Annotated in this window: 22 protein-coding genes, 1 tRNA gene and 1 other RNA gene; 10 read left to right on the plus strand and 14 right to left on the minus strand. The window is 61.7% G+C overall.

What is annotated here, in order from left to right:
- Positions 1-16 precede the first annotated feature (16 nt).
- The 4 genes from RIN13_RS00630 to RIN13_RS00645 all read right to left on the minus strand — a co-directional run bounded on the left by RIN13_RS00630 (position 17) and on the right by RIN13_RS00645 (position 3600).
- Complete coding sequence (locus RIN13_RS00630; RefSeq protein WP_309105397.1) at positions 17-193, minus strand: hypothetical protein; 177 nt, start codon at positions 191-193, stop codon at positions 17-19.
- A 187-nt stretch (positions 194-380) separates the two neighbouring features.
- Positions 381-1220 carry a sugar phosphate isomerase/epimerase family protein gene (locus RIN13_RS00635; RefSeq protein ID WP_309105398.1) on the minus strand — a complete coding sequence of 280 codons (840 nt, stop codon included), beginning with the start codon at positions 1218-1220 and terminating at the stop codon, positions 381-383.
- Positions 1217-2431, minus strand: a complete 1215-nt coding sequence (locus RIN13_RS00640) for a dihydrodipicolinate synthase family protein (protein ID WP_309105399.1) — start codon at positions 2429-2431, stop codon at positions 1217-1219. Before RIN13_RS00640 ends, RIN13_RS00635 begins: the two co-directional genes overlap by 4 nt.
- Positions 2431-3600 (minus strand): Gfo/Idh/MocA family oxidoreductase, encoded by a 1170-nt coding sequence (locus tag RIN13_RS00645; RefSeq protein WP_309105400.1) that lies wholly within the window; start codon positions 3598-3600, stop codon positions 2431-2433. Before RIN13_RS00645 ends, RIN13_RS00640 begins: the two co-directional genes overlap by 1 nt.
- 166 nt (positions 3601-3766) lie before the next feature.
- Here RIN13_RS00645 and RIN13_RS00650 point away from each other — a divergent pair, with 166 nt between their 5' ends.
- The 3 genes from RIN13_RS00650 to RIN13_RS00660 are packed head-to-tail and all read left to right on the plus strand — an operon-like array spanning position 3767 to position 6380.
- On the plus strand, positions 3767-4930 hold the full coding sequence (locus RIN13_RS00650; RefSeq protein ID WP_309105401.1) for a LacI family DNA-binding transcriptional regulator: 1164 nt from the start codon (positions 3767-3769) through the stop codon (positions 4928-4930).
- The gene (locus RIN13_RS00655) at positions 4918-5730 is read left to right on the plus strand and encodes an alpha/beta hydrolase (RefSeq protein ID WP_375164632.1); all 813 of its coding nucleotides are present in this window, start codon (positions 4918-4920) and stop codon (positions 5728-5730) included. The genes RIN13_RS00650 and RIN13_RS00655 overlap by 13 nt, the downstream gene beginning before the upstream one ends.
- Before the next feature lie 32 nt (positions 5731-5762).
- Entirely contained in the window at positions 5763-6380 is a 618-nt protein-coding gene (locus RIN13_RS00660) for a GNAT family N-acetyltransferase (RefSeq protein WP_309105402.1), read from the plus strand.
- Here RIN13_RS00660 and RIN13_RS00665 read toward each other — a convergent pair.
- The 3 genes from RIN13_RS00665 to mptB form a co-directional block, all read right to left on the minus strand.
- Positions 6370-7272 carry an aldose 1-epimerase family protein gene (locus RIN13_RS00665; protein ID WP_309105403.1) on the minus strand — a complete coding sequence of 301 codons (903 nt, stop codon included), beginning with the start codon at positions 7270-7272 and terminating at the stop codon, positions 6370-6372. The genes RIN13_RS00660 and RIN13_RS00665 overlap by 11 nt on opposite strands.
- 101 nt (positions 7273-7373) lie before the next feature.
- A complete protein-coding gene (gene map / locus RIN13_RS00670) occupies positions 7374-8141 on the minus strand; it encodes a type I methionyl aminopeptidase (protein ID WP_309105404.1) in 768 nt (255 codons plus the stop codon).
- Between the two features lie 28 nt (positions 8142-8169).
- Positions 8170-9723, minus strand: a complete 1554-nt coding sequence (gene mptB, locus RIN13_RS00675; RefSeq protein ID WP_309105405.1) for a polyprenol phosphomannose-dependent alpha 1,6 mannosyltransferase MptB — start codon at positions 9721-9723, stop codon at positions 8170-8172.
- Between the two features lie 160 nt (positions 9724-9883).
- Here mptB and orn point away from each other — a divergent pair, with 160 nt between their 5' ends.
- The 3 genes from orn to def all read left to right on the plus strand — a co-directional run bounded on the left by orn (position 9884) and on the right by def (position 11435).
- Positions 9884-10555: an oligoribonuclease gene (gene orn / locus RIN13_RS00680; RefSeq protein WP_309105406.1), complete on the plus strand. Its 672-nt coding sequence runs from the start codon at positions 9884-9886 to the stop codon at positions 10553-10555.
- A 131-nt stretch (positions 10556-10686) separates the two neighbouring features.
- Positions 10687-10759: transfer RNA gene (locus tag RIN13_RS00685), tRNA-His, on the plus strand.
- Positions 10760-10862: 103 nt separating this feature from the next.
- Positions 10863-11435, plus strand: coding sequence for a peptide deformylase (gene def, locus RIN13_RS00690; protein ID WP_309105407.1), 573 nt, complete (start codon positions 10863-10865; stop codon positions 11433-11435).
- Between the two features lie 22 nt (positions 11436-11457).
- Here the strand turns inward: def and RIN13_RS00695 are convergent, their stop codons facing one another.
- From RIN13_RS00695 to rnpB, 4 genes are all read right to left on the minus strand, one after another.
- Positions 11458-12255 (minus strand): HNH endonuclease family protein, encoded by a 798-nt coding sequence (locus RIN13_RS00695; protein ID WP_309105499.1) that lies wholly within the window; start codon positions 12253-12255, stop codon positions 11458-11460.
- Positions 12256-12436: 181 nt separating this feature from the next.
- Positions 12437-12649, minus strand: a complete 213-nt coding sequence (locus RIN13_RS00700) for a hypothetical protein (protein WP_309105408.1) — start codon at positions 12647-12649, stop codon at positions 12437-12439.
- A 62-nt stretch (positions 12650-12711) separates the two neighbouring features.
- Complete coding sequence (locus RIN13_RS00705; RefSeq protein ID WP_309105409.1) at positions 12712-14190, minus strand: glyceraldehyde-3-phosphate dehydrogenase; 1479 nt, start codon at positions 14188-14190, stop codon at positions 12712-12714.
- A 281-nt stretch (positions 14191-14471) separates the two neighbouring features.
- Positions 14472-14865: RNase P RNA component class A (rnpB, locus tag RIN13_RS00710), an RNA gene on the minus strand.
- 106 nt (positions 14866-14971) lie between these two features.
- On the opposite strand from rnpB, the gene RIN13_RS00715 reads away from it, so the two are divergent.
- A complete protein-coding gene (locus RIN13_RS00715; protein ID WP_309105410.1) occupies positions 14972-15736 on the plus strand; it encodes a peroxide stress protein YaaA in 765 nt (254 codons plus the stop codon).
- Between the two features lie 25 nt (positions 15737-15761).
- On the opposite strand, the gene RIN13_RS00720 is transcribed toward RIN13_RS00715, so the two are convergent.
- Together RIN13_RS00720 and RIN13_RS00725 are read right to left on the minus strand one after the other, a co-directional pair.
- A complete protein-coding gene (locus RIN13_RS00720; RefSeq protein ID WP_309105411.1) occupies positions 15762-16499 on the minus strand; it encodes a C4-type zinc ribbon domain-containing protein in 738 nt (245 codons plus the stop codon).
- 120 nt (positions 16500-16619) lie between these two features.
- Positions 16620-17543 (minus strand): Nif3-like dinuclear metal center hexameric protein, encoded by a 924-nt coding sequence (locus RIN13_RS00725; RefSeq protein ID WP_309105412.1) that lies wholly within the window; start codon positions 17541-17543, stop codon positions 16620-16622.
- Between the two features lie 99 nt (positions 17544-17642).
- Here RIN13_RS00725 and msrA point away from each other — a divergent pair, with 99 nt between their 5' ends.
- From msrA to epsC, 3 genes are all read left to right on the plus strand, one after another.
- Entirely contained in the window at positions 17643-18167 is a 525-nt protein-coding gene (msrA, locus tag RIN13_RS00730) for a peptide-methionine (S)-S-oxide reductase MsrA (protein ID WP_309105413.1), read from the plus strand.
- A 65-nt stretch (positions 18168-18232) separates the two neighbouring features.
- Positions 18233-19168: a cysteine synthase A gene (gene cysK / locus RIN13_RS00735; protein ID WP_309105414.1), complete on the plus strand. Its 936-nt coding sequence runs from the start codon at positions 18233-18235 to the stop codon at positions 19166-19168.
- A gap of 41 nt (positions 19169-19209) precedes the next feature.
- Positions 19210-19794, plus strand: a complete 585-nt coding sequence (epsC, locus tag RIN13_RS00740) for a serine O-acetyltransferase EpsC (RefSeq protein ID WP_309105415.1) — start codon at positions 19210-19212, stop codon at positions 19792-19794.
- A gap of 91 nt (positions 19795-19885) precedes the next feature.
- Here epsC and gndA read toward each other — a convergent pair whose 3' ends face one another.
- Complete coding sequence (gndA, locus tag RIN13_RS00745) at positions 19886-21322, minus strand: NADP-dependent phosphogluconate dehydrogenase (protein ID WP_309105416.1); 1437 nt, start codon at positions 21320-21322, stop codon at positions 19886-19888.
- Between the last annotated feature and the right edge of the window lie 167 nt (positions 21323-21489).

Here is a 21489-nt window from a genome sequence, read left to right on the forward strand (position 1 = left end):
CATTAAATAGTGCCGCTCAGGGATCGCGGTTCACCGGATTCCCGTCAGGGGCCTCGTCGTCAAGCTCGGCGATGTCTGGGTCAACGGTCCTGGCGAGGTCCCCCTCCAGGGATTCACGGCCAGTATCTTCCTCATTTTCCTGAAGCTGACCATCGCCACGCACTGCCCGGTATTCATCCGGAATCTCAGTCATGTGCCCAAGCTAAACCCGTTGCGGGGCTGTGTCGAGGGCGAGCTTCGCAGACTCCTCTACCGGCGGGCCCAACAGTGCGGCGCGGGGGACGCGAACGGCCCCGCACCGCAAGGCGATGCAGGACCGTTTGGTGGTGTGCGGGCCCCTGCCGTGACGAAGCAGGGGCCCGCAGTCTGACTCAGGGCATTCAGGCGTACGGGAGAACAAGCTCCGCGTACCGCTGCTTCATGGAAGCCAGGACGCTGTCACCATCGGCGTCCCAGATCTCCTGATTAAAAATTTCGACTTCGATGTCTCCGGTGTAGCCGGCATCCCTGACCCAGGTGCCGATAGTCGCAAAGTCAATGACGCCGTCGCCCATCATGCCCCTGGACAACAATGCGTCCGCGGCGATGGGCAAGTTGAAGTCGCACACCTGATAGGAAGCGATGCGGTTCTCCCTGCCCGCCCGCTGGATCTGCGCTTTCAGCTCCGGATCCCACCACACATGAAAAGTGTCGACGGCGACGCCGACGGCGTCCGTCTCGTACAGTGCCGCAAGATCGAGTGCCTGGCCAAGGGTGGAGATGAGAGCACGGTCTGCCGCGTACATGGGGTGAAGAGGCTCCAATACGAGCCGCACGCCGTGCTCGACGGCGAAAGGAACCAGGTCCTCCAAGCGGTCGGCCACACGCTGGCGGGCGGCCACAACGTCCTTCTCCCCCGGGGCCAACCCACCAACCACAAGGAAAAGCTCCTTGGTGTCCAGGGCAACTGCCTCCAAGATGGCGGCACGGTTATCCGCCAACGCTGCGGCTTGTCCCTCTGTATCCGGTGCTGTGAGGAACCCTCCACGGCAGAGCGACGAAACCCGCAGCCCGGCGTCTTTGATCAGCTTGGCCGATTTTTCCAGCCCTGCCTCCGCAATGCGGTCCCGCCACGGGCCGATAGCCGGGATTCCAGCCCGGGCGCAACCCTCTACAGCCTCGGCCAGCGTCCATTTCTTGGTGGTGGCACTGTTCAGTGAAAGCCTAGAGAAGTCGCTCATACTCCCACCCCGTTGATCCTCAGGTAGTCGGACATCCGGAACGCCGCGAGGGCAGGATCCTTTAAAAGGCCGGCCTGGTCAGCGAGTTCGAACGTCTGGGCCAGATGGATCACGGAACGACCCGAGTGCAGTCCGCCCACCATTTGGAATCCGGGCTGCCTGCCGTTCAGCCAGGACATAAAGGCGATACCGGTCTTGTAATAGAAAGTTGGAGCGCTGAAGATGTGCTTGCCCAACGCCCGGGTGGAGTCCAGGATAGCCCGGGCCTTGTCCGCATCTCCCGCGTCGTAGCTCTGCAGGGCGGCCGATGCTGCAGGATAGATGGCGGCGAAAATTCCCAGCAAGGCATCTGAGTGGCTGTTGTCGTCACCATGGATGAGCTCAGGGTAGTTAAAGTCGTCTCCGGTGTAGAGACGCACTCCTTCAGGCAGCGAGGCGCGCAGTGCCACTTCATGGCTGGCGTCGAGGAGCGAGACCTTTACCCCGTCCACCTTGTCCGCGTGCTCCCGGATAAGGCCCAGGAAGGTTTCAGTGGCCTGAGCGACGTCATCGGATCCCCAGTATCCGGCCAGGGCGGGATCGAACATGGTGCCCAACCAGTGCAGGATGACGGGCTGGTCCACTTCGGCAAGGAGGGTTGCGTACACATGGAGGTAGTCATCAGGACCCGAGGCCACCTTGGCCAAGGCACGGGAAGCCATCAGGATGACCTTGGGTCCTGCTTCGCTGACGACCGCGATCTGCTCAAGGTAGGCGTTGAGGACAGCCTGAATGCCGTCCGGGCCGGGGAGCAGCGAACCCAGGTCCAGTTGATCTGTGCCGGCGCCGCATGAAACGAGATCACGAACGGACTTTCCAGTGGTGGCTGCGTTTCCGCTTGCCACGACCGACGCCGCCTCGGCACCGCTGCGCTTGATGAGCTGCTGGGTCGCCGCCCAGTCCAGTCCCATGCCCCGTTGTGCAGTGTCCATGGCATCGGCAACACCAAGGCCGTAGGACCACAATTCGTGGCGGTAGGCCAGGGTGGCTTCCCAGTCTAGGCGGGCAGGCGCGCCGGGGGTGTTGTCAGCCGTTACTTCCGGAATGACATGGGCTGCGGCGTAGGCCCTGCGTGACGTCAGCGGAGCTGTCGGCTTAGGCCAGGACGGAGCCGATTGGAGGCGGTACTCACGCGTTCCGCCGTCGGACGTGGGAAGGATCAGGGAAGTCATTAGAGGCTGATCTCCGGGATATCGATGGTGCGACGCTCGTCCGAGGACTGCAGACCCAGCTCGGCGAGCTGTACGCCACGGGCAGCGGAAAGGAGGCCGAAGCGGTGTTCCCGTCCGGCCACGACATCACGCAGGAACTCTTCCCACTGCAGCTTGAAGCCGTTGTCCAGGTCGGCATTTGCCGGGACTTCCTGCCACTGGCTGCGGAAGGACTCCGTCACGGGGAGGTCCGGGTTCCAGACAGGCTTCGGGGTGTGCGCACGCTGCTGGGCAACGCACTTGTTCAGGCCTGCGACTGCTGAACCGTGCGTTCCGTCAATCTGGAACTCCACGAGTTCATCGCGGTAAACCCGCACGGCCCAGGATGAGTTGATCTGGCCGATTACTTCGTCGCCACCAGGCGTTTCCAGTTCGAAAATGCCGTACGAGGCGTCGTCTGCGGTGGCCTTGTACTCCTTGCCCGACTCGTCCCAGCGGGTGGGGATATGGGTGGCTGTCTTGGCGTTGACGCTCTTGACCTTGCCGACGATGCCCTCAAGAACGTAGTTCCAGTGACAGAACATATCGGTGGTCATGCCGCCGCCGTCTTCTTTGCGGTAGTTCCAGGAAGGCCGCTGCGCCGCCTGGACGTCGCCTTCGAACACCCAGTATCCGAATTCGCCCCTGATGGAGAGGATGCGTCCGAAGAAGCCCTCATCAACCAGGCGGCGGAGCTTAACAAGGCCGGGCAGATAGAGCTTGTCGTGGACAACGCCGGCGGTAACGCCTGATTCCCTGCCGATGCGTGCCAGTTCGATGGCTTCCTCAAGCGTCTCCGCCGTGGGCTTTTCCGTGAAAATGTGCTTCCCGGCCTTCATGGCCTTTTTCAGGGTGGCGGCACGCAGGCTGGTCATGGAGGCATCGAAGACAACGTCCACAGTGGGGTCATTGATGACGGCGTCCAGATCGGTGCTCCACTCGGCTACTTTGTGGAGCTCAGCAAGTTCGCGGATTTTGGCTTCGTTGCGGCCTACCAGGATGGGTTCGACCTGGACCTTGGTGCCGTCTTCAAGAATGAACCCCCCGGCGTCCCGGATAGGCAGGATGGAACGGAGCAGGTGCTGCCGGTATCCCATCCGGCCGGTGATGCCGTTCATGGCGATGCGGATCGTCTTCGTTTCGTAGCCCATGTGTCCTCCACAGCTCAATGCTGTAACGCAGTAGTGATGGGAAAGCGCATTCCCGTTTCATTCATAATGCCCTTTCCTGCCAGAGTTGGCAAGCGCTTTCCTGAAAGTCGCCAGACCTGTCATAATGTGGAAAACGCAGAAGTTTTGCCGAACAGGAGATTTCCCCGTGGCAGCAAGTACCCTGACCGAGGTGGCGCGCCTGGCTGGCGTGTCACCAGCCACTGCCTCACGGGTGCTCAACGGATCCGACCGAAAACCTGGACCTGGCGTTTCCGAACGTGTGCGTCAGGCCGCGGAGGAGCTGGGCTACATTCCGAACGCACAAGCCCAGGCCTTGGCGAAGTCGAGTTCCGGACTGATCGGCCTCATCGTCCATGACATTGCTGATCCCTACTTTTCCGCCATCGCGCGAGGGGTCCAAAGCGTAGCCAAGACCCAGAACAAGATGGTCCTTCTTGCGACCACGGGAGGAACCCCGGCAGACGAAAAGGAGGCCGTCGCTGCTTTTGCTGCCCGACGGGCCGATGCGATTGTCATCGCCGGTTCCCGTTCCTCGCGGCCTGAGGATCAGAAGGCCAACACCGAACTGGCCGCCGAGCTGGACCGGTATTGCCGCAACGGCGGTCATGTTGGAATTGTCGGTCAGGCGATAGTAGGGGCAGGGAGATCCGAGGGCTACCACCTGGTGGAACTTCCCAACGAGCAGCTTGCCTCCGAGCTTGCGGCCCAACTTGCCCAACTCCACAGCGGGGAGTTTGTCATAGTCGGCGGCCCGGAGGGACTCGTTACATCGGATGACCGCATACGTGGATTCCAGAAGGGACTGGCTAATGCAGGCCGTGCCCCGGCAGAGGTTGTGAATACGTCCTTCAACCGGGCCGGCGGGTATGACGCCGGACGACAATTGGCCGATCGGATCCGCTCCTCCCAGGAAGCAGAGGACGGCGGAGATCCCGCTTACACAAGGAAATCCAGGCTCTGTGTCTTCGCTGCCAACGATGTCATGGCCATAGGAGCCGTTGCTGCATTGAGGGAGGAGGGTTTGCGCATTCCCCGTGACGCCCTTGTCGCAGGGTTCGATGACATTGAGACCCTCAGGGATTTCCGTCCTGCACTCTCCACGGTCCGGCTCCCCTTGGAAGAAATCGGCCGCCTGGCAACCATGAGCACCGCCGGTTACAGCCGGAAAGAAACTTTGGCCAGATCAAAGACGGCGGACGAGTCGGGGCACCAGCCAGCAAGTACTGGCGCAGCCCACTTTGGTGACGGTCAGGGGCCAGCGGTTACCGGCGAGGTCAAGCTTCGTCGGAGCACGCAATGGACCCCGTAGCCCAGGCTTTTCAAGCGCCGGAAGGAATGACAGTAGTCGCTGCGGACACTCCGGCAGATCATGCGGTGCCTGCCATACTGGTGCTCCCCGGCGGCGGTTATGCCCACCATGCAGAACACGAGGCGGAACCAGTTGCGCGCTGGCTCGCCTCCTTGGGTATGCATGCCTTTGTGCTGCGGTACCGGACTGCACCGCACCGGCACCCGGCTCCGCTGATAGACGCCAAACGCGCAGTGCAATGGATCCGGTCAGGCGCGCATGGTTTGCCGGTGGATGCAGAAAGGGTCGGGGTTCTGGGCTTTTCTGCCGGGGGTCATGTAGCCGCAACACTGTCCACCTCCGTTGCAACCGGAGACGCCTCGCTGGATACCCATGGGTCTGTGCCTGATCTCGCCGTCCTCTGCTATCCAGTGGTTTCGTTCACGTCTGCCGTGCACCAAGGGTGCGTGGACAACCTGTTGGGCGCCTCACCCTCCGCCCTTTCGCTCAGAAACCTGTCAGCGGAGCTGAATGTCACTCGAACCGTACCCCCGACGTTCGCCTGGCACACGGCAGATGACGCAGCAGTGGATGCCGAACACAGTCTGCGCTACGTCTCAGCTCTGACCAGGGCCGGCATCCCCACGGAACTGCATGTGTTTCCGCAAGGCCGCCATGGTTTGGGCATGGCTTCCAATGACGCCAGCATCAGCCAATGGACCGGGCTATGTGAACGATGGCTCCAAGGCCACGGCTGGATCTCAACGGAAGCCGGATCAATCGCTGAGGCAACTCCCGCTACTGTCAGGGACGGACAGTAGTCAACGGCCTGCAGGGCGTCTAGCCTTTTGGCATGCCGAAGATGAACGATGTTCCGGATTCAGCCGTCACCACTGGCCCGGCCCTTTGGCCCGATGTCGAGACCCTGTTTGGAGTGCGCGGTGATCCCTCCCGCTGTTGGTGCCGGTTTTTCACGCTGACTGCCTCTGAATACAACAGCACCTCTTCAGCGGAGCGGAAAAGTCAGTTACGCGCCCGTTTCGACTCCCCCGAACCGAAGCCCGGGGTCATGGCCTACCTCGAGGGCACACCGGTGGGATGGTGCGCGGTGGAACCCCGATCCTGCTATCCCCGCATTGAACGTTCGCAGCTGATGCGCGAGGCGGCTCCGCGTCTGGCTGAACTTCCCGTTCCCGGCGACATATGGTCAGTCACTTGTTTCGTCGTCGCCCCCGGACACCGCCGCAAGGGCATTGCGGCGGCCTTACTGCAGGCTGCCGTGGAACATGCCTTCACCCATGGTGCCGCCATGGTGGAGGGTTACCCGGTCGACCCTGCTGCCAGGCCTAAGGCTGGTGCCGCCGACCTCTACCACGGCCCTTTGTCCTTGTTCCTGGCCGCCGGCTTCAGGCTCCTGGACACCACGACGCCGGGCCGCGCCGTGGTGAGGCTGGACAAGGTCAGCGGCTAAGTGCCCTGATGATCCAGGTGGCCTCGTGAGTAGCACCGGGGGCCAATTCGACGACATCCACGCCGGTGTTGAAGGCATCCGGCGGGCAGGTCATGGGTTCCACTGCCAGCCCCAGCCTCGATGGACCTGCCGGCTTGTCAGCGGTGTGGATCTGCAACCAGGGCCACTGATCGTCCCATTCGAGCTCGACGCCTGAGCCTGAAGGGTCAAAGACGCGGACGGACGCAGAGCCGGAGGACATGTCGATATCGGTGAAGGCGTGGTCAATCTCTATCGATCCCAAGGGCCTTTCACTGCGGAAATCAAATTCATGCCCGTCAACTGTCGCCGTCCGCACCGGCAGCAGCCTGTCCTGGGTGACCTCCAGGAAGGCAGCCGCGGGCATTTGCAGTGTCCATTCGTCCAATGGGGCAGGCCCTGCAACGAGATAAGGATGGGGACAAACACCGTAGGGAGCGGCTTGGTCTCCAGTATTCCGCGCACGGACGGTGCTGTGCAGCCCGTCTTCCTTCAGCCCGTAAGTGACGGTGACGTCCAGATCCCCGGGATAAGCTGGCCCGCTTGTCACGGCGGTGCCGAGGCTGATCGAAGAAGGTCCGTGATCAAGCACTTCCCAGGTCTTGCCGATAACAAGCCCATGGAGCGCTGTGCCGCGCTCCGGTTCATTGATCTCAGCCTGATACTGCGCTCCTTGGAAGCTGTACACACCGTCAGCCAGGCGGTTGGGCCAAGGGGCACAGATTGTTCCGCGGTAATCGGGAATGTCACCTTCCGGACCGAAGCTGATCACCAGGTCGCGGCCTTCATGGCGCAGTTCCCTGAGGGCCCCGCTCCTTGACGTCACAATGGCCGTGTATGGCCCGAAGCTGATGTTTTGCTCTGTGACTGCCATGGCGTTCCTTTGTGACTGAGGGCTGTTAGCGCTAACCACTATAGTGCGAATTGGGAGACCGGCTTGCAATGGTTACGTGGCGGAATGCTGGGCCGGCTGCGCTAAGGAAGCGTCAGGATGACAGGGCCATCGGCGGTTATTGCCACCGTGTGCTCGCTGTGCGCGGCACGGCGCCCACTTGCGGACCGCAAGGTCCACTCGTCGTCGTCGTGGTAGTAGTCATCCTTGCCCCCGAGAATCAGCATGGGTTCAATGGCAATAACCAACCCTTCGGTGAGTTTGATGCCACGTCCGGGCCTGCCCTCGTTGGGGACAGCAGGCTCCGCATGCATGGTCCGGCCGATGCCGTGTCCGCCGTGATCCGCCAGCAAGCCGTAACCTGCCCTCCGCGCAGCCCCACCGATCGCATATGCCAGGTCCCCCATTTTGTTGCCGACCCTGGCGGCGTCAATTCCGCGCGCCAGTGCGGCCTCTGTCGCCTCGATCAGCGCGATGTCCTCCGGGTTGGCTGTACCCACGATGAAACTGACCGCCGCATCACCGCACCAACCGTCCAGGAACGCCCCGCAGTCAACGCTCAGCAAGTCGCCGTCCTGGAGCTTGTATTCGTTCGGCACGCCGTGCACCACAGCGTCATTAACGCTGGTGCAGATTACCCCGGAAAACGGCACACTGGCCCACCGCGGGTGGTAATTCAGAAAAGCGGGAGTAGCCCCGGCGTCGGAAATTAATGACGCTGCCACCTCATCCAGCTCCTTGAGTGTGACGCCGACTCCCGCGGCCGACCTCACGGCGGCCAATGCATTGGCCACCACCCTCCCCGCCTCGTTCATCCGAGCGATCTCATCAGGGCTCTTGATCATGGACATTACTGGCTCTCCGGACGTGTCAGGGCGCTCAAATGACAGGGCGCGTAGTGATCGGCTCGTGCATTTTGGTAAAGAGCCATTTGGTTCTGGGATCGAGGAAAATCAGGTACAGGGCAAACAGCACAGCTATGACGGCGGCAGCAATACGTGCCAAGGCAAGAGCAAGGCCCAGATCTTCAGCCTGGTAGGGAAAGACATCCAACTGGTCCGAAATGGCGTAGATCATGAAGAACGAGACGATGAAATACAGCGCTTTAACCTGCCAGTCATCACGGATGCCTGTGACCGCAAAAAGCGGGATCAGCCACACGACATACCAGGACTGGATCATCGGGGCCAGCACGACGATGGCGGCGAAGGCCAGCGTAAGGCGCCGCATGAGGCGGTCGTGGTCCCCGCGGAAGATCTGCCAGGCGACTATTCCAAGCGCCAGGACCTTTCCGGCGTCGTAGACCCATTTCGCCAGTGCCCAGCCGTCAAGGCCGAAGGCGTCGAAAATGGACGCGACGATCAGCCCCAAAAGACCCACGGGGGCGTACCAGATCCAGATACTGCCGGGTGCGGAGAGGCCGTTGATCCAGCCAAAGCCGAAACCATTGACAAGGCTCAGGGCATACAGAATCCCCAGGCTGATCGCTGCGGTGAGTCCCCAGAAGAGGAATTTCCTCACCCAGCCTGCGTTTTTTCCAGCCCAGAGCAGACCTATGAAGGGCAGGAAAACTATGGTGATCGGCTTGACGGATATGGACAAAGTGACCAACACCAGTCCCAGGAGCATCCGCTTGGTGGCACAGTAGTAGAGCCCGGCCAGGGCCAGTCCAATCATCAACGCATCGTTGTGCACGCTGGCAATGAAGTTGGTCAGGAAGAGCGGGTTTGCCGCAGTCAGCCACAATGCGCGGTGTGGATTGACGCCGTGAAGTTCGGCCAGCTTGGGGACGTAAATGATGCACAGGATGACGCCGCACAGTGCCACCAGCCGGAACAGCATGATGCTCGCCTCCGGGTGGACATTGGTAGACCACACCACGAACTGTTCGATCCAGAGGAACAGCTGACCGTAGGGAACCGGGGCCTCCGTCCACATCTTGTCGGCGCCCAACTGGAAGTAGTTGGACAAGGCGGAGATCCCGTTCTCATAGGGATTAAAGCCCTCCACCATAAGCCGGCCCTGACCAATGTAGGCGTAGACGTCGCGGCTGAACAGCGGCACCGACAACATCATCGGAAGGCCCCACAGAGCCACGGCCTGGAGTGTGGCTTTCCGGGCGGCAGGCCCCCAGACCTTCACACGTTGTCCCAGTCGAAGCCATGCGCGAACCAGCAGCATGCCACCGATCGCCAGCAGAACAATGGACAGGGCGACTCCAAGCCCCTCTGTGCGCATCCAGATGAAGAGCGGCAGCCGCCACAGCTCCGATGCCTGGGCCAGCCATCCCACTCCCACAGATCCAAAAGCCATAAATAGGGATCCGACAAAACCTGCCAGCAGCGGAGACGCCGGGTTGTCGACTTCAACCACAGCCGGCTCGGGAGACTTAACGGCAGCCAGCTCCCCCGAAGCGGGTACAGGCGCCGTCATCTCAGGAGCGTCCAATCTGTTTGGTGGGACAGGATTCCGCCGAAAGCCCAGGCGGGCTTACCGGCCCAAAACTGAGTGCAGCATGGTAATTGATCCCGCCGCGTACCCAAAAATCCTAGCATCGCACGGGCCCAAGGCAGCGTAACGGTAGGCTGGACGGGTGCCTATATCTAACGAACGCATCGTCTGGATCGACTGCGAAATGACCGGCCTGGACCCCGTCAATGACGCCCTCATTGAAGTGGCCGCACTGGTGACTGATTCCGAGCTGAACATCCTTGGCGACGGCGTTGATGTCGTGATCAAGCCGGATGATTCCGCCCTTGCCCAGATGAACGACTTTGTCCGCGACATGCATACCCGGTCGGGCCTCCTCGAGGAGCTGCCCCATGGGAAGACCATGGCCGAAGCCGAAAACGCCATCCTGGAATACATCCGCAAATGGGTGCCCGACGCCCGCAAGGCACCACTGGGAGGAAATTCGGTGGGTACGGACCGGGTCTTCCTGGTCCGGGACATGCCTTCTGTGGTGGAGCACCTGCACTACCGGGTCATCGACGTCAGCACCATCAAGGAGCTGTCCCGTCGATGGTTTGCGCGCGCCTACTTCCAGGCGCCCGCCAAGCTTGGCGGTCACAGGGCCCTCGGCGACATCAAGGACTCCATCGATGAGCTCCGGTACTACCGCGAGGCTGTCTTTGTTCCCGCCCCCGGACCGGACAGCGCCACAGCCCAGAGGATCTCCAAGGCGGTGATGGCCGGCAACACTCCTGCCACTGAGGCACCCGGCACAGCCTCGGCTGTGAGCTCCCCGGCAGCACAGGAAAAGTAATCTGCACCACGTTCGAGGGAATTTTTGGCAAAACACGCAAAAGTGGCAAAAGCACCCCCTGACAGCAGGTAAACTATTTGACGTTGCCTTTTCAGCCAGCCGGTCCGCCGGAAGGCATGACAGGGCGCATGGTGGGCGTAGCTCAGTTGGCAGAGCGCCTGGTTGTGGTCCAGGAGGTCGCGGGTTCAACCCCCGTCGCTCACCCTCATGAAAGTCGGTATCTTGCCGGCTTTCGCCAAAGACCGTACCGGAATCCGGTACGGTCTTTGTTGTTTCTGTTGCCCCTGCACTGAAGGAATCCGCCGAGATGACCGTTTTGCCGATCACCATCTGGGGCGAGCCGGTACTCCACCGCCGGGCCGCCGAGGTCGACGTCTTCGACGACGAACTCCACAGTCTCATTGCGGACATGTTCGAAACCAACGACGCCGCCAACGGCGTCGGGCTCGCAGCTCCCCAGATCGGCGTCGGCAAGCGGGTCTTCATCTATAAGTTCGCCAACGATGACGATGTCCCGCCCACCGGTGTGGTGGTGAACCCGGTCCTGACCTTGTCCAAGGTCTCCGGGGCCCTGCCCGATCCGGATGAGGAAGTCGAAGGCTGCCTCTCCTTCCCGGGCGGGCAGTATCCGCTAAAGCGCGCTGAGTGGGTTCGGGTGCAGGGATTCGACGGCGACGGCAAGCCAGTTGATTTCGAAGCCACTGACTGGTTCGCCCGCGTCATCCAGCACGAATACGATCACTTGGACGGCAAGCTGTACGTGAACCGTCTGATTGACAGGTACGCCCGCAAGGCCCTGAAGCAGGCCAAGAAGAGCGGATGGGGCGTGCCGGGTCTTACCTGGATGCCCGGCGTGGACCCTGATCCGTTCGGGCACTGACCCATTCGGGCACTGACGCGGCTCATTTCGCCATAATGGTCTGCTGCCAGGGGCAGGAATCAAGCACCCGCTTCATGGCGTCCTTCTCGGGTTGGGTCACCCAGAGCCGGTAGGCCGCTTTGACCGAGATCTGCCGGGCTACGTAGTGGCATCTGAAAGCCTTGTTGCCGGGGAGCCAGGTTGCTGCGTCCCCGGCGCCTTTTTCCTGGTTGGCGGAGCCGTCAGCCGCAATGAGATTCAGGGGATCGTTGGCCAGGTTCTGCCGCTGTTGCTTCGTCAGCTGCTGGGCGCCTTTCTGCCAGGAATCCGCCAACGCCACTACGTGATCGATCTGGACCGCCATGCTGCTCTCTGAGCCTCGGCGAAAAGAGACCATGGATCCGGTGTAGGGCTCGTGGAAATCGCCGCTGATGACCTTGCACTCTGAGCCCTCCGTGAACAACTCCCCTGTCAGATCGCGCCTGAGAATGTCATTGCGGGTGTCGCAGCCGTTGTGGTCGGCGTCGAACCATGCCTGCCCGAATGCGCTGCGGTCATAGTCGGTCTTGGGTGCCCGGCCCTTAACGGGCAGCTGTTCCAGGGCTCTGGCTGCGCTTCCGACAGGAACGGGCTGCACGGGAACTACGGGCTTCATCCAGTCTGGGTCCAGCACCGGAACTTCCGAGGGCCCATTGACGCGGGGCTCCGCGATGGCGAATTGTCCGGCGGTGAAGAACCAGCCGACGACAAAGACGATACCCAGTATGAGGACGGACAGTACGGCCCACGCCTGGCGGGAACGGCGCCGGGCACGGCGGTAAGCCGACCAGTGGATGGTCATGGCTGTCCCGCCATGCCCGTTCTGAGACACGGCCGGGTTAGATGAAGCGGAAGTCTTTGTAGCGGAAGTCTGTGGGGCACCCAAAAAGCCTAGGGCAGGCCACCGACAATTCCGGGGCTATCCACAGTGTGGAGGAACAGTGCCAGGCGAAGGCATGACCAGCCTGGTACGCAGCCTTGGATTACTGCTCCCTTGTCACCCTGCGCAGGTCTTCTTCGGCGAGGTTCATCAGGTCCTCGAGCTGCCTGATCCTCTCGTCACCGATTTCGCCGGCAGCATGCGCCACACGGGCCTGATCCAACAGCCGTTTGGCTTCTTTGTGGTTGGCGCGGGCTACGTCAAGCGCATGTTCAAGGGTGGTGTCGTGTTCCCCGAGAGCTGAGTCTGTATCCATGACACCATTCTGGGCACCTTTCCCGGCTGATACCAGAGTGTCAGCCGGGAAACTCCCGAATGCTAGATGGCGATGGCCGCAAGCACAGAGGCCGGCTCCTTGGCCGGGAACGACGGCGGATTGACTCCGGCCATCTCCTCCATGACGCGGACTACCTGGCAGCTGTAGCCGAATTCGTTGTCGTACCAGACGTACAGCACGAGGTTCTTTTCATTGGAAATCGTGGCCAGGCCGTCGACGATGCCGGCACGACGGGATCCGACGAAGTCGGTGGACACAACTTCAGGAGAGTCGATGTAGTCGATCTGCTTGCGCAGCTCTGAGTGGAGGGACATTTCGCGGAGGTAGTTGTTGACTTCCTCCTTCGTGGTGCCGTTTTCCAGGCTCAGGTTCAGGATGGCAAGGGAGACATCCGGCGTGGGTACGCGGATGGAGCTGCCCGTGAGCTTGCCCAACAGCTCAGGCAGGGCCTTCGCCACGGCCTTGGCAGCACCGGTCTCGGTGATCACCATGTTCAGCGCGGCCGAACGGCCACGGCGGTCACCCTTGTGGAAGTTGTCGATCAGGTTCTGGTCATTGGTGAAGGAGTGAACCGTCTCGACGTGCCCGTGGACCACGCCGTACTTGTCGTTGATGGCCTTCAGGACCGGAGTGATGGCGTTGGTGGTGCACGATGCCGCGGTGACGATCTTGTCCGAGTCCAGGATGGTCCCGTGGTTGATGCCGTGAACGATATTCTTCAGATCGCCCTTGCCGGGTGCTGTCAGCAGCACGCGGGAAACGCCTTTGCTCTGCAGGTGCTGGGACAGGCCCTCGGCGTCGCGCCAGCGCCCCGTGTTGTCCACCACGAGTGCGTTGTGGATGCCGTAGATGGTGTAGTCGATAGTGGCAGGGTTGTCAGAGTAGATGACCTGAACCTGGACACCGTTGGCCGTGATGGTGTTCTTGTCTTCGTCAACACGGATGGTGCCTTCGAAGGAACCGTGCACTGAATCACGGCGGAGCAGGCTGGCCCGCTTGGCGAGGTCGTTGTCGGAGCCGCGGCGGACAACGATAGCGCGGAGGCGCAGGCCGTGGCCGCCACCGGCCTTTTCGATGAGCAGGCGGGCAAGAAGGCGGCCGATGCGTCCAAAACCATAAAGTACGACGTCGGTGCTGGTGCGGTCATCGCCTCCGTGCTTGCCCACGATGTCCGAAAGTTCGTCGCGCAGGAACTCTTCGAGCGTGGCGCCGTTGCCCTCGACCTTGAACTTCTGGTTGAGGCGGGCGATGTCGATTGCCGCGGCCCCCAGTTCAAGCTCGGACAGAACATTAAGCAAAGGGGCTGTCTCTTCGAGAAGCAGTTCGTCCTTGCTCATCCGGCGTGCAAAGCGGTGTGCCTTCAGGATGTTCATCGTGGACTTGTTGATCAGGCTGCGTCCGTGGATGCTGGTGACCACGTTGTTCTCGCGGTACAGCCGGCCGATCACGGGGATCATGGCCTCGGCAAGTGCCTCCCGGCCCATCCACGTATCAAGACAAGAATCTGACGTCTGGCTCACAGAACTACCTTCCTTGGGTCAACTGCATACGTCTTCGTATGAAGATGTCGGCCGCCGGAGGTGTTCCGGGGCGCAGGCACCAGCAGGGATTCGGTCCACCCCGGATGCCTTGGAGAAGCGCAAAGAAAAACCGCCGCTGCAAAACGCAGATCCGGCGGCAGAACTTCTACGTTCACTTGCCATTCTAGAGGCGAAGGGCTTGACTTCCCGCCTCGGCTGGGCGTGAAGTCACTCACATGGGCAGGCAAGCCATGCCTCACAGGGGAACCAGGCGCGTTGTGTGGATGGGTTGACCGATACGCCGGGTTCTGTGCTCCCGCGCTGTTACCGGCACGGGAGTAGCGGCCATCCATCTACGGACGCCGTTGCCGACGCCCTCCAGCGGCCTACCCGGGCACTTGGGCGAGCAGCCCTCAAACGCGCCCTGTATGGCCTTGCTCCGGGTGGGGTTTACCTAGCCTTCCCGGTCACCCGGGAAGCTGGTGGTCTCTTACACCACCGTTTCACCCTTACCTGCCCGTCCGGCTGTGCGAACACAACCAGACTGCAGGCGGTCTGTTTTCTGTGGCACTGGCCTGCGGGTTACCCCGAGTGGGCGTTACCCACCACCCTGCTCTGCGGAGCCCGGACGTTCCTCGAGCCACTTTCGTGACGCGCGGCCGCCTGGTCAACCCATCCACATTCCATTCTACGGGCAGCCGCTCCAGCGGCTGGACCGCTGATCCACGGCCTGGCCCCTGTCATCTTTGGCGGCCTCCATTGCGGCCCCTAAGATCGTACGGTGCTGATTCTGCTCCCCCCTTCCGAAGGCAAGACTCCCGCCGTCCGCGGCGACGCCGTCCACTGGCCCAGCCTGAGTTTCCCCGAACTGAATACCCATCGTGCTGAGGTACTGGAGGCACTCGGTACTGTGAGCGCGCATGAAGATGCCCTCTCCCTTCTGGGCGTTGGGGCATCGCTGAAGGACGACGTCGACCGCAACACCCGCCTGCACCGGGAACCGGCGGCCCCCGCTCACCAGGTCTACTCAGGCGTGCTGTACGACGCACTGGGTTACCAGTCCCTCACTCCGGCGCAACGGAAAAAGGCGCATGACTCGGTGCTGGTCATCTCGGCGCTGTGGGGAGCCATTCGTTTCGATGACCGTGTGCCCGCCTACCGGTTATCCATGGGAACTGCACTTCCCGACGTCGGACGCCTGGCTTCCTTTTGGAAGCCCAGGATTACGGAGGCCCTGGCCAGCCTCACTGTGGCCGAGCTGTTCGTGGATTGCCGCTCAAGCACGTACGCCGCGGCCTGGGCGCCGCCGGCCGGGCAGACGGTAGCGGTCAATGTCTTCACAGAGGTGGCGGGAGTGCGAAAGGTGGTCAGCCACTTTGCCAAGCACACCCGTGGTGAGGTGGCCCGCCACCTGCTGACGCGGCGAGGGAACGCTCCGGGTACTCCGGCGCAGCTGCTGAAGGCTGCCGCCGAGAAGTGGAGCTGTGAACTCATTGAAGGCACGGCCCGCAAGGCTCACGCGCTCAACATCATCCTGCCGGGCTAGGGGACCTATAACGCTCGCGAGGGCCTTAGGCCCACTCGGCCGAGCGGACAAGGATGCAGCCGGAGTCCGGGCAGAACACGATGTCGTCTTCTGCCGCTGCCTTGATCTCGGCGAGGTCGCCCGGGCTGAGCTGCATGCCCGAACCTTCAGACTTGCCGTGGAACAGCCGCGCAGCCCCGACTCCCCTCTTGGCGAGGGTCTTTTCATAGACCGCCAGCATCCCGGCGTCGAGTCCGGAAGCGAAAGCGGACCGTTGGGCGGAAACTGTGTGCTCCTCAGCAGAGACTTCAGCCAGGGCAGCATCCAGTTCTGCCCGGATCACGCTGAAGGAAGCCTTAATATCGTCCACGATCTGCTGCTGGACCGCTTGACGTTCACGCAGGGCGTCGAGTCGTTCCATTACCTCGAGTTCAACGTCCTCCAGGTCTGACCGCCTCCTGTTCAGCGAGGCAATGTCTTTCTGAAGCGCCACAAGGTCCTTTGACAAACCCGTGCCGCTGTTCAGCCGCGCTTCGTCCCGTGCGATCCGCGAGGCTACCTGCTCGACGTCGTCCTCGGAGCGCTTGAGCTCCGTCTCGGCGTCGTGAACGGCCATCTTGGCCGCCCCCAGCTCGCCGTTGGCGACATTAAGGGCCGCCTCAAGGTCCGTGATGCGGGGATCGTTTTCCAGGGTACGGCGGCGGTTGGACAGTGACTTGAGTTTGGCGTCAAGCCCCTGAAGTTCCAGCAACTTCAACTGTTCCGCCGGTGCTGCCTTGGCCACTGATACCTCCGCTTGTTCCAACCGGCCGGAGCCGGACGCCGTGCGGCGCTCTCTAGACTCTAGCGCCTGCGCTGCTCCCCTGCCTCGCTGCGCTCACCCGGGGCCCCTCGCACCTCAGGCTTAGCCGGGAGTCAGAATGAAGTCCCACGGATCGCTGTTGGTAGTGCTCACCCGGATTTCCACCTCATGGCCCTGGTCGTTCAGGACGTTGCCCAGTGCTTCCGCGGCCGCCGGCAGCCACAGCCACTCGCTGGCGAAGTGTGAAACATCAATCAGGTAGGGCCTGCCGTTAACAGCGGCCTCACGCGCTTCTGACGCAGGGTGGTGGCGCAGGTCGGCCGTAACGTAGATATCGGCGTTGCTGGCTCTGACCTCGTTGAAAAGGGAGTCCCCTGCCCCGCCGCAGACGGCGACCCTGCGGATCAGGCCGTCCTTGTCCCCGGAGACGCGGACGCCGCCTGCAACTGAAGGAAGGATGCCGAACACCCGTGCGGCAAAATCCCCCAGGGTCATTACGTCGGCGAGATCGCCCACGCGGCCAATACCTTCTTCAGGCAGGCCGTTTGCGGCGGCCATCAACGGGACAACATTCTGGAGACCCAGGGCATCAGCAAGGACGTCCGAGACACCTCCGACGGCGGAATCACCGTTGGTGTGAACGGTGAGAAGCCCAGTACCGGACTCGATCAGCCGGTGGACGGCTGCACCCTTGGGCGTGGTGGCTGCGACAGAGTTGACGCCCTTAAGCAGCAGGGGGTGGTGTGTGATCAGGAGCTGGGCGCCCCATTCAATGGCCTCTTCGATGACTTCCAGGGTGGGATCCACAGCGAACATGATCCGCTTGACCGACGACGACGGATGCCCGGCTACCAGGCCAACTTCGTCCCATTCTTCTGCGAGGGACTCCGGCCAGAGTTCCTCCACCGCGAGCAGAATTTCACCCAGCGTGGGTGTCATGGATACGTTCTCAGTCCCTGTGGGGTCCGGGGTGGGCGTGCCCTGCGCGGAGGGCGCCGTTGAAACATCCGTGTTCACTGGTTCCATACCCCCATTTTTACCCTATTGCAGGGCCTCGACTGCACGCGTTGCACTCTCGTAAGGTTGTCCGGGAATCATCGGACTGCTTCAACCATTGAAGAGGACATGAAAACGTTTGTACTTGGCGGAGGCTGCTTCTGGTGCCTTGACGCCGTCTACCAGATCACCAAGGGTGTCAGCTCCGTTGTCTCCGGCTACACCGGAGGCCACGATCCCCATCCCGATTACTACTCAGTGTGTGCCGGTACCACCGGACACGCTGAGGTTGTTGCCGTTACCTTCGACGAGGAGGTGATCCCTGCAGAGGTCATCCTTGACATGTTTTTTGCCCTGCACGATCCCACCACGCTGAACAGGCAGGGGTACGACGTCGGCACTCAGTACCGTTCCTCGATGTTCTACCAGACAACGGAAGAGAAGATCCTTTTTGAGGAGGCGATTGAGCGTAACCAGGCGCTGTGGTCCCACCCGATCGTTACGGAGGTCAGCAGGCTGCCGCGATTTTACGTCGCCGAGGAGTTCCACCAGAACTACTACGGCAAGCATCCTGAGCAGGGCTATTGCCAGGTCATCATCAACCCCAAGCTGGCAAAGGCCCGGAAATATTACTCTGCATGGCTTAACGCTTAGCAAGGGTTCCCGGGCCTCGTTAGGCTGACCTCAGTATTCCCACCTCAGAGAACAGGCTCAGATACATGGCACGGATCTATGACGACGTTACCCAGTTGGTCGGCGGCACCCCCTTGGTCAGGCTCAACCGGCTGACCGACGGCCTTGATGCAACAGTGGCCGTCAAGCTCGAGTTCTACAACCCGGCCAACAGCGTCAAGGACCGTATCGGTGTTGCCATCATCGACGCAGCCGAGAAGTCCGGTGCTCTGAAGCCCGGCGGCACCATCGTCGAGGGAACGTCGGGCAACACCGGCATCGCCTTGGCAATGGTGGGCGCAGCCCGCGGCTACAAGGTCATCCTGACCATGCCCGAAACCATGTCCACAGAGCGCCGTGTCATGCTCCGGGCCTTTGGTGCGGAGATTGTGCTCACGCCAGGTTCTGAGGGAATGCGCGGGGCAGTGGAAAAGGCGCAGGAGATTGTCGCCAACACCGAGAACTCCATCTGGGCGCAGCAGTTCGCCAACGAGGCAAACCCTGAGATCCACCGCACCACCACGGCCGAAGAAATCTGGACGGACACCGACGGCAAGGTCGACATCTTCGTGTCCGGCATCGGCACCGGCGGAACCATCACCGGCGTCGGGCAGGTCCTGAAGGAGCGTAACCCCGGCGTCCAGATCGTCGCCGTGGAACCGAAAGACTCGGCCATCCTCAACGGCGGCGCACCCGGCCCGCACAAAATCCAGGGAATCGGGGCAAACTTCGTTCCGGAAATCCTGGACACCAACGTCTATGACGAGGTCCTGGACGCAACCCTGGAAGATTCCGTACGGGTCGCACGCGAACTCGGCGTCAAGGAAGGCATCCTGGGCGGCATTTCCTCGGGAGCCATTGTCTGGGGTGCCCTGGAACTGGCGAAGCGCCCGGAAAACGCAGGCAAGCTGATTGTGGCAGTCGTATGCGACTTCGGCGAGCGTTACATCTCCACCGTGCTCTATGACGATATCCGCGGCTGATACTTCGCCCGCTCTCCCCCGTTTCCTGTAGAAAGACCTTTGTGAGCTTTTTCGCAAGACTTAAGGAAGACCTCGACGCCGCCCGGTCACACGACCCGGCGGCTCGAGGTTCTTTTGAGAACTTTTTCGCATATTCCGGTTTGCACGCCATCTGGGCACATCGCCTGACCCACCGGCTGTGGCAAACTCCTTCGTTGCGCTTTCCGGCCCGGCTGATCTCCCAACTTGCCAGGTTCCTCACAGGCATCGAAATCCACCCCGGAGCCACAATCGGCCGACGGTTCTTTATCGATCACGGCATGGGCGTGGTCATCGGCGAGACTGCAGAAATCGGCGAGGACGTGATGATCTATCACGGTGTGACCCTCGGCGGGCGTTCCCTGGCCAAAGTTAAGCGCCACCCCACCATTGGCGACCGCGTCACCATCGGTGCTGGGGCCAAGATACTGGGCCCCATCACCATCGGGCGCGACAGTGCGGTGGGTGCCAACGCCGTCGTCGTCAAGGATGCACCTGCTGAATCGATCGTCACCGGCGTTCCTGCGACATGGCGCCACCGGGATGCCCAGCGGGAAACAAAGGCAGCGGTTGACCCTGCCGAGTACTACATCGAATACCGGATCTGACAGCTTCCCGGAACCTCGAACCACTTACGCAAAACGAAACGGCCGGCGCCTCCCACCCGGGAGTCGCCGGCCGTACTGTTTACGGCAGGTACTAGTGGGTATCCACTGCCGCGATTTCGGACTTGTCTTCGCCCCACAGGGTGTGGAATGTACCTTCGGCGTCAACACGGCCGTAGGTGTGGGCTCCGAACAGGTCACGCTGGCCCTGGATCACAGCGGCCGGGAGGCGCTTGCGGCGCAGGCCGTCATAGTAAGCCAGCGACGAGGAGAATACCGGAACGGGGATACCCAGCTGAACTGCAGTGGCGACAACACGGCGCCACGCCGGAAGGACCTCGGCGATTGCCTTGGTGAACGCCGGTGCGAAGAGCAGGTTTGCGGGCTTCTCCTCGGCTGCGTAGGCCTTGGTGATTTCCTTGAGCAGCTCGGCGCGGATGATGCAGCCGCCCCGCCACAGCGAAGCGATCTCGTCCAGCTTGAGGTCCCAGCCGTATTCCTTGGCGGCGGAGGTCAGCATGTCCAGGCCCTGGGCGTAGGAGACAAGCTTGGAGGCATAGAGGGCCTGCCTGACGTCCTCAACGAACGTAGCGGGAACCTCGACGTCGATTTCCTCACCGGCAAGGAGCTCCTGCGCCAGCTTGCGCTGCTCCGACTGGGAGGACAGTGCCCGGGCGAAAACTGACTCGGCAATACCCGACGTCGGGGAACCGAGTTCGAGCGCGGAAATGACGGTCCAGCGGCCGGTACCCTTTTGGCCGGCGGCGTCCACGACGACGTCGACAAACGGCTGACCCGTCTTGGAATCCACATGGCCCAGAACCTCGGCCGAGATCTCGATCAGGAACGAAGCGAGATCACCCTGGTTCCACTCAGCGAAGATCTTCGACTGTTCAGCCGGCTCGATGCCCGCCCCCGAACGGAGCAGGTCGAACGCTTCACCAATAACCTGCATGTCGGCATATTCGATGCCGTTGTGCACCATCTTTACGAAGTGGCCGGCACCGTCAGTGCCGATCCACGCGCAGCACGGCTTGCCGTCGACCTGGGCTGCGATCTTCTCTAGCAGCGGCCCGAGGGCGTCGTAGGACTCCTTTGAGCCACCGGGCATAATGGAGGGTCCGTTGAGGGCGCCTTCCTCTCCACCGGAAACACCGATGCCCACAAAGTGCAGGTCCTTGGCAGCAAGGGCAGCTTCCCGGCGACGTGTGTCCTCGTAGTGCGAGTTGCCGGCGTCGATGATGATGTCGCCGGGCTCAAGCAAAGGCTCCAGCTGCTCGATCACTGAGTCGACGGGCTTGCCCGCCTTGACCATGATGAGCACGCGGCGCGGCTTCTCCAGGGAATCAACCAGCTCCTGCAGGGTTTCGGTTCGGACAAAATCGCCGTCGTGCCCGTGCTTTTCCAGCAGAACATCCGTTTTCTCCACGGACCTGTTGTGCAGGGCAACGGTGAAGCCGTTCCTGGCCAGGTTTCGGGCCAGGTTGGCACCCATGACCGCGAGGCCGGTGACACCGATGTGTGCAGACATCAAAACTCCAATTCATTCATGTGCAGGTATGCATCCAGTCCCGCACTTCCTGCGGAACACAGTTTGAGAACCAGTGGATATGAATAAAGCATATGTATTGCCGGTCAGTACGGGGAAGTTCAGCCCACGTACTGGAAGGCTTTGCGTCATAAAAGGCCCAACGCCTG

The sequence above is a fragment of the Arthrobacter sp. genome, from assembly GCF_031179985.1.
Taxonomy (GTDB): domain Bacteria; phylum Actinomycetota; class Actinomycetes; order Actinomycetales; family Micrococcaceae; genus Arthrobacter.

Excerpts from the sequence above, each read along its gene's own strand:
- RIN13_RS00630 (WP_309105397.1), bottom strand. The coding sequence starts at position 193 with ATGACTGAGATTCCGGATGAATACCGGGCAGTGCGTGGCGATGGTCAG.
- RIN13_RS00635 (WP_309105398.1), bottom strand. The coding sequence starts at position 1,220 with ATGAGCGACTTCTCTAGGCTTTCACTGAACAGTGCCACCACCAAGAAA.
- RIN13_RS00640 (WP_309105399.1), bottom strand. The coding sequence starts at position 2,431 with ATGACTTCCCTGATCCTTCCCACGTCCGACGGCGGAACGCGTGAGTAC.
- RIN13_RS00645 (WP_309105400.1), bottom strand. The coding sequence starts at position 3,600 with ATGGGCTACGAAACGAAGACGATCCGCATCGCCATGAACGGCATCACC.
- RIN13_RS00655 (WP_375164632.1), top strand. The coding sequence starts at position 4,918 with ATGGACCCCGTAGCCCAGGCTTTTCAAGCGCCGGAAGGAATGACAGTA.
- RIN13_RS00660 (WP_309105402.1), top strand. The coding sequence starts at position 5,763 with ATGCCGAAGATGAACGATGTTCCGGATTCAGCCGTCACCACTGGCCCG.
- RIN13_RS00665 (WP_309105403.1), bottom strand. The coding sequence starts at position 7,272 with ATGGCAGTCACAGAGCAAAACATCAGCTTCGGGCCATACACGGCCATT.
- map (WP_309105404.1), bottom strand. The coding sequence starts at position 8,141 with ATGTCCATGATCAAGAGCCCTGATGAGATCGCTCGGATGAACGAGGCG.
- mptB (WP_309105405.1), bottom strand. The coding sequence starts at position 9,723 with ATGACGGCGCCTGTACCCGCTTCGGGGGAGCTGGCTGCCGTTAAGTCT.
- def (WP_309105407.1), top strand. The coding sequence starts at position 10,863 with ATGACCGTTTTGCCGATCACCATCTGGGGCGAGCCGGTACTCCACCGC.
- RIN13_RS00695 (WP_309105499.1), bottom strand. The coding sequence starts at position 12,255 with ATGACCATCCACTGGTCGGCTTACCGCCGTGCCCGGCGCCGTTCCCGC.
- RIN13_RS00700 (WP_309105408.1), bottom strand. The coding sequence starts at position 12,649 with ATGGATACAGACTCAGCTCTCGGGGAACACGACACCACCCTTGAACAT.
- RIN13_RS00725 (WP_309105412.1), bottom strand. The coding sequence starts at position 17,543 with ATGGAACCAGTGAACACGGATGTTTCAACGGCGCCCTCCGCGCAGGGC.
- msrA (WP_309105413.1), top strand. The coding sequence starts at position 17,643 with ATGAAAACGTTTGTACTTGGCGGAGGCTGCTTCTGGTGCCTTGACGCC.
- cysK (WP_309105414.1), top strand. The coding sequence starts at position 18,233 with ATGGCACGGATCTATGACGACGTTACCCAGTTGGTCGGCGGCACCCCC.
- gndA (WP_309105416.1), bottom strand. The coding sequence starts at position 21,322 with ATGTCTGCACACATCGGTGTCACCGGCCTCGCGGTCATGGGTGCCAAC.